The following is a 6,268-nucleotide window of genomic DNA, read 5'->3' on the forward strand; positions in this document are numbered from 1 at the left end:
CAAACCTACTTCTCAGCAATCGCAATCACCCCGACCGTAATCTTCCGGCTTTCAGTGAGAACAACTCCTGAGCCTGGCCTGTCAGAGACGCGCGAACACATGAAGGCGCTCGGGCGCTTGGATTTCTAGCACCTTACACAGAAACACTCTTCACATCTCTATTTTACTCAGTTATAGCCGCGCCTACCAAGCTGGGGCGTGCGGTCGTGGCGGAATTGGTAGACGCGCAGCGTTGAGGTCGCTGTGGGGTAACACCCGTGGAAGTTCGAGTCTTCTCGACCGCACCAGATTGGCCCTTGAGGCCCCTGTTTTTCAAGCATATCAAGCACTTCGCACCCCTCCCGGATACATTGGGGAGATAAAACGATGGTGATGAGTATGAAAATCAAGTCGTTGGCAGGTTTTCGTGCGGCCAAAATAGGTTCAGGCAGCGCTACCCGAAAGCGGTCGCTGAAATACTTGGTACAGAGTTCTTTCAATTGGCCATGTAGGCCCGCGAAGGTGCAGCTTTGATCAACTAAGGCGCGAATCGGTAGAAGAAGCTGAATAGGTGGTTTCTGCCGTCAAAGTAAACGTAGTCTGGCCGACGACCTTAGGCGCCGCAGTTCTAAACCAGTGCTATACCGCGCAATGATCGATCCAGATACTCCGCCTCCTTCACCCACAGTGTTGAATGTCAAGGAAATGTGCCGAAAAACGAGTGAATGAACGGTGCGAAGGGTCGGCAACCAGAAGAACCGACTAGACTGTGGACGTTGTCGTGTGGAGGAAGCTTTGCCTGGCAACGATCGTGGACACCTCCCTGTCGGGGCAACGGGTTGGCCGCGAACTCGACACCATTGCCAGAGTGCGTGGCTATCCCTGCAAGGTGGGCAACGAAAATGGGACGAGCTGACATCGAACGCAATCCTGAAATGCCAAGAGGATCGCCAGGTCGCATGGCACTATATCGCGCCAGGAAAACCGATGTAAAATGGCTTCGTCGAGAGCTTCAATCGACGCCTCCTTAACGAGTGCCCGAACGAGCCCCTGTTTGCCAACCTGCGCCACGCCCGGGAGCTGACCTCTTCCTGGCGCGACGACTACGACCACCATCTCCCAAACACGAGCCTCGACGGGCTCACCCAGTGGGAGCATCACCAACGATCAGTAGACTACCGAACCCTAAACGGAGCGAACTAACCAAGGCCGACTCCAAGGGGAGCAGGTCATGAGCTCAAGCTGTTCCTCTCCAATTCTTCCGGGAAGTACATTAATCAAATCGAACTGCTTACAAGAAAAAGAAATATTTTTGTGCTACTTGGTCTGACGAACAGCAGATACCGACGTAGCTGAAATTGTCGTGCCACCGGACAGAACCAAAGCTATTTCCTCATTATCAATTCTGACTTCTTCTACATGTGAGTATAATTCGGCTGGTCCAGTTGAAACCAACTCTCCTTGCTCATATTGCTCAATTGCGAAGTTATATACGGAGCCAAATGTGAGATCACTACCATTGGACGTGCCATTCCATGCTACAGGACCAGCAGACGACGGAAGCAATAACCGGTCAACTTCGGTTCCATACTCGTCTGTCACAACTAAGATGGAATTAGAATTGGGCGTTAGTTGGTCATGGAAGATTACCACTGGCGATCCATTGTAGATTGCGGGAGCAGGTGCCCTCACCTCTAGGCCAACCCAATCACTCATTGCGGATAGGCCTTCAATGGTTCGATCTTTTGCAAATGATGCCAAAATTTCGTTAGTTTTGACCTGTTGCTCTACGGCAGAAAATTGAGCTAATTGAGCAGCGTACTCACCAGAATCAATTGGCTCTAAAGGATTTTGATAGCGCGCTTGTACTGTAAGCATCTTTAAAAAGGTTTCGAAATCCGAGGTCAAATTGTTTGAATTTTTTGGTTTAGACGAAACGCTTGAAGCAGTCGGATTTGATAGGGTTGATTCTATAAACAAGTTTTAAACCCTTATATCCAGACCGTTCAAAATATCCGCTTCTACGCTGCTATTTATATGCATACTGGGCGCTTCCGTTTGTGTATCCGGCGGTAGTTCGCTATCCTCGATATCTTCATTCTTAGCGCCCTCATCGAAATCAAATGTGATGGAAGAATATCCACCTCTCTCGAATTCCTCACGTAAGTGACTGGAGTTTTCCCGCATCATTTCAAGCGTCTCCGGCCGATCCGCTTCAAAAGACAAAACCGTTCCCGAATTGGATGCCACTAACCTAATGTGTACTCTTCCAAGCTCAACCGGGTTAAGCTGAAGTTCTAGAACCCTATTCTTTCGATCAGCAAAGAATTCGGAAACCTGCTCAAGTGAAATATCGTCGGACGGGATTTGCGGTGACCTGATGGTGATATTATTGTTCAGAATTCTCCCCGGATGATCGTTGCGATTATGGCTGCTCGCATTTGTCGCATAAGAGAGATCGGGAGCATATTTCTCCGATCTGACCGGATCTTCCATGGGAAAGTTGCCGACCTCAACGGCCTCACCCTCCGAGTTATCGAAGGGGGCTTGGTGGAAGGATGCTTGAGCGAGAGATTTTGTAACTGCAGTCAGAGACCCGGTATGTGTGACCCCATGGCCGTTGTTCCCGAAAGAGTCCAAGCTTTGTGCTCTTCCACGGAAATCATTTGTTGACATGCTGTACGACTCAGAAAGATTGCACTGAATGAACGCCGAATCTGGCAATTCCGTGACAGGTTGGGAATGCGCTACAGCAAAATTCACTGGCCCTGTGGCAAGCGAAAGCGTTCTCAAATCTTTTTGATCTGAAAGCGCATAGGGTACCTGCTTGCGACCTCCGGCGAATTCCGTTTCGAATTTAAACTGCGTGCGCAATTTGGCAGAAGGACGGGTTTCGAAATCGAGTAACTCAATATCTATACCATCTGTTCCTACAATTTTATCTAGTAACTCGGCACTAAATTCGCCGTGGGGAAGACTCGAATTAAAGTGTCTTAGTTCAAGCCTTAAATGAGGCTCTAATTTTCTTATCGACTCAGAACCCCTTTCAACCTTTTTGTGGCCAGCCCTCACTGCTATCGAGACTTCAGTACTTCGATCGCTTTGAGCTCCTGAATTGAAGCGGGCCATTTCCGAAAACGTTCTGGGTTCACTGGCTTCGCGGGGATCATCTTTCGTTACCGAAGCAGATCGAATTTCAGGCTGGTAGTCCAAGGTGCCTGCGCCGCTCTGCATCAACTTCTCAACTTCCACGTCAGTGCAAGTTTGTGGTTCATGGAAGGGAGTACCCTGTTCCTTCGCGCTTCGGGTGATCTCCGCGCCAATTGAAGAGCGATTTTGTTTAACTACCCATTTCACATCGAGAGGGTAGTACGCGCCACCCCAAACATCGTCACTGTCAGGCTTGCCTACATATTCTTTCAGGTTCGATGAATTATTATAAACTGAGAGCTTGTCTTCCATGATTTTTTTGAAACTCCCCCCCTCTATCCCGCTGCTATCCCGCTGACGAACATTTTTATCTTGCGTGAAAGTTTGATTTGGCGCAGCAGTAGCCCCTTGCTTGGCGTGTAGCGAATGTTTCGAGGGGGGAGGCATTACAGGTTCGGGCATGGACCATTCTTTCGAAGTTTTCCATTTGCTCAATTAATGCAAACAGGTTGCCAATATTTTAACTTTGGTGATTTATTACTTCAGAATCTTCTGAGAGAGGTTATCAATGAAGATCGAAACCTATGAAGCGCATGTCTACCATCGTCAAGCCTCGTCCGAACAGCAGGCCTATAGTGAGCTGGATACCTTATTATTCTATGAAATCCTTAAACGAGGGGACAGTTCAATCAGCTCAAAAGAGTTCCTTGGTGGCAATGGGGAACTGCAGATGAAGTCGTTCTTGTATCAAGAATGGGCTAGAATAGCGGCTACAAATTTAACTAAAAAATCTGAATCTATCGCCAAGATCTCTGGAGAGGAACAAACATGAAATCCGAACGGCTGGATGTGAGCGACCTTATGAGGTTGGATAGGGTCTTAGATGAAGAAAGAAATGCTCTCCTTCGAGGTCAGATCCAAAGCCTTGATCACAGTCACAGGATAAAATTGCTGGAAAAACACTCGAAAATGAATTTCAGCGACCTGCGCGACTTCCGAGTTGAGGTAGTCCAGAGGAAACTGAAGAGGAACGAGGAGCTATATGATAGCGCTGTTAAAGGAGTTGAATCTGCAAGAAACCGCTTGAACGATATTTTGAGGGCGAAACAGAAGCTGACCACTTACACCAAGAATGGGAAGTCCAAAAAAGTAACGTTGACGAGGTCAAGTTCTTTTGAACGTAAATTTTAGAAAATTATGTTGATCTGATAAGCTTCAGTTCATCAGTCGTTAAGCACTTAAATTTAATACATAGATGCGCTTGAGATCAATGTGGCACGGAGCCAAACTGGCTATCGTACGGGAAAGAATGCCTGTTCTTGACCTTTTGGTCGAAAAATAGGGTGAATATGCCCTTGTGAGATAGGACGAAACATGTCTAGCATTCTGACTAATAACGGCGCTATGGTCGCGCTGCAAACGCTTAAATCAGTAAACATGAGCTTGGATAAAACTCAAAATGAGATATCCACTGGAAAATCCATATCTGGAGCAAAGGATAATTCCGCCATTTGGGCGATATCCAAGGTAATGGAATCCGACGTGATTGGCTTTCAGGCAGTCTCCGATTCCTTGGCGCTCGGCGAATCCACTGTGGCCGTAGCTTTGGCAGGTGCCGAACAAATAACGGACATATTGAACCAGATTAAGGAAAAAGTAGTCGCCGCAACCGGTGAAAATGTGGATTTCACCAAGCTTGGAGCCGACGTTACGGAACTGACGAACCAAGTGACGTCCATAATTAGCGCCTCACAATTTAATGGCATGAATCTCCTGAATGATGATGGTGTCAACCTTACGGTTCTTTCCTCTATCGACCGGGCTAGTGGCGGCACTGTTACTGCGTCGAATATTACTGTTACAGCAGTCGACTTTACTTCGAACCTCGACTTATCGGATATTGATGTTTCCGACTCCACAACCGCAGAAGGTTCAATCACGGCGATAGAGGCTCATATCCAAACTGCAGTTGATGGTGCAGCCGCCCTCGGTGCTTCCTCAAAGCGGATCTCTGAGCAATCTATTTTTGTCGGCAAGATTATGGATGCGATGAAATCTGGTATCGGTTCTCTGGTTGATGCTGATATGGAGGCCGCGTCTGCTCGGCTCCAAGCACTGCAAACGCAGCAGCAGTTGGGCGTGCAAGCTCTTTCAATTGCGAACCAGGCTCCTCAGACAATCCTCTCGCTCTTTAGGTAAACTAGCGACTGGGGCGACAATTGCCCCAGTCGACCTCTCTTTAGGCAATTTTAAAAGGTTGTTTAGTGACAAATTTGAGCAGAGCATTTGAAGCTTATTCAAAACCGGTTTCACCGACACGAACCGCTCGTGATCTGGAGTACAAGGTGTTGGCGCACATCACTCACAAGCTGAAGGCGGCGTCTGAGGAGCGGAATATTGAGCTTCCAGTCCTGGCTAAGGCGCTTCATGAAAACAGAAGACTGTGGAGTGCCTTTGCCGTAGATGTAGCGAATGAAAAGAACATGCTTCCTGAAGATGTTCGAGTAAGAATTCTTTACTTGGCAGAATTTACATGGCATCAGACTAGTTTGATTTTACAAGGGAAGGCTAACTGTAATGATTTGATCTCAGTAAATATGTCTATTTTGCGTGGATTGAAGAATTAATGGGGCAGGAATGACCGGACTTGTAATAAAGCTTGCACCAAAGGAACGAATATTAATAAATGGTGCAGTCATTGAGAACGGAGAAAAGCGCGGGCGACTTACTATAGTTACTTCAGGGGCGAATATCCTTCGGCTAAAAGACGCAATTCACCCTAAAGAGGCGACTACTCCCGTAAAAAGAATTTGTTACTCGGCTCAACTGATTCTTACGGGTGACTGTGACCCGGCGGCAGCTAAGCCGGGGTTGCTCAAGTCTATCGAAGAATTGAGCCAAGTATTTACTGATCCGGATAGCCGTAGTTTGTTGACCAATGCTACAAAAGCTTTGCTTAACGGTGAATACTACAAGTTTTTAAAGGTCTTGAGAACGCTATTGCCACGGGAAGAGAGAGTTCTTAATTCTCGTTTGGGATAAATGACGGCTTAAGGTTAAAGGCTTAGGGTCAGGATTCATAACCAGTAGATGACGAGGGCGGCGAGGGCGATGGCCGAAAGGAAGACCTTCGGGCATC

The 6,268-nt window shown here is 47.5% G+C and carries 7 protein-coding genes, 1 tRNA gene and 1 pseudogene; 7 read left to right on the forward strand and 2 right to left on the reverse strand.

What is annotated here, in order from left to right; genetic code table 11:
• The first annotated feature begins 200 nt into the window (after positions 1-200).
• Together MF268_RS24970 and MF268_RS24975 are read left to right on the forward strand one after the other, a co-directional pair.
• Positions 201-287, forward strand: a tRNA-Leu gene (locus tag MF268_RS24970).
• A 488-nt stretch (positions 288-775) separates the two neighbouring features.
• Positions 776-1,182, forward strand: a pseudogene (locus MF268_RS24975) (integrase core domain-containing protein); the annotation flags it as partial.
• A 114-nt stretch (positions 1,183-1,296) separates the two neighbouring features.
• Here the strand turns inward: MF268_RS24975 and MF268_RS24980 are convergent.
• The gene (locus MF268_RS24980; RefSeq protein ID WP_238373402.1) at positions 1,297-1,959 is read right to left on the reverse strand and encodes a flagellar hook capping FlgD N-terminal domain-containing protein; all 663 of its coding nucleotides are present in this window, start codon (positions 1,957-1,959) and stop codon (positions 1,297-1,299) included.
• 3 nt (positions 1,960-1,962) lie between these two features.
• A complete protein-coding gene (locus tag MF268_RS24985) occupies positions 1,963-3,591 on the reverse strand; it encodes a flagellar hook-length control protein FliK (protein WP_238373403.1) in 1,629 nt (542 codons plus the stop codon).
• A gap of 106 nt (positions 3,592-3,697) precedes the next feature.
• Here MF268_RS24985 and MF268_RS24990 point away from each other — a divergent pair, with 106 nt between their 5' ends.
• The 5 genes from MF268_RS24990 to flbT all read left to right on the forward strand — a co-directional run bounded on the left by MF268_RS24990 (position 3,698) and on the right by flbT (position 6,171).
• Positions 3,698-3,961: a hypothetical protein gene (locus tag MF268_RS24990; protein ID WP_238373404.1), complete on the forward strand. Its 264-nt coding sequence runs from the start codon at positions 3,698-3,700 to the stop codon at positions 3,959-3,961.
• A complete protein-coding gene (locus tag MF268_RS24995) occupies positions 3,958-4,320 on the forward strand; it encodes a hypothetical protein (protein WP_238373405.1) in 363 nt (120 codons plus the stop codon). Before MF268_RS24990 ends, MF268_RS24995 begins: the two co-directional genes overlap by 4 nt.
• A gap of 183 nt (positions 4,321-4,503) precedes the next feature.
• A complete protein-coding gene (locus MF268_RS25000) occupies positions 4,504-5,328 on the forward strand; it encodes a flagellin N-terminal helical domain-containing protein (protein WP_238373406.1) in 825 nt (274 codons plus the stop codon).
• A gap of 65 nt (positions 5,329-5,393) precedes the next feature.
• A complete protein-coding gene (gene flaF, locus MF268_RS25005) occupies positions 5,394-5,756 on the forward strand; it encodes a flagellar biosynthesis regulator FlaF (protein WP_238373407.1) in 363 nt (120 codons plus the stop codon).
• A 10-nt stretch (positions 5,757-5,766) separates the two neighbouring features.
• A complete protein-coding gene (gene flbT, locus MF268_RS25010) occupies positions 5,767-6,171 on the forward strand; it encodes a flagellar biosynthesis repressor FlbT (protein ID WP_238373408.1) in 405 nt (134 codons plus the stop codon).
• Positions 6,172-6,268: the final 97 nt, after the last annotated feature.

Origin of the sequence: Heliomarina baculiformis, assembly GCF_019966545.1 — a bacterium.
Lineage (GTDB): Bacteria > Pseudomonadota > Alphaproteobacteria > Rhodobacterales > Rhodobacteraceae > Heliomarina > Heliomarina baculiformis.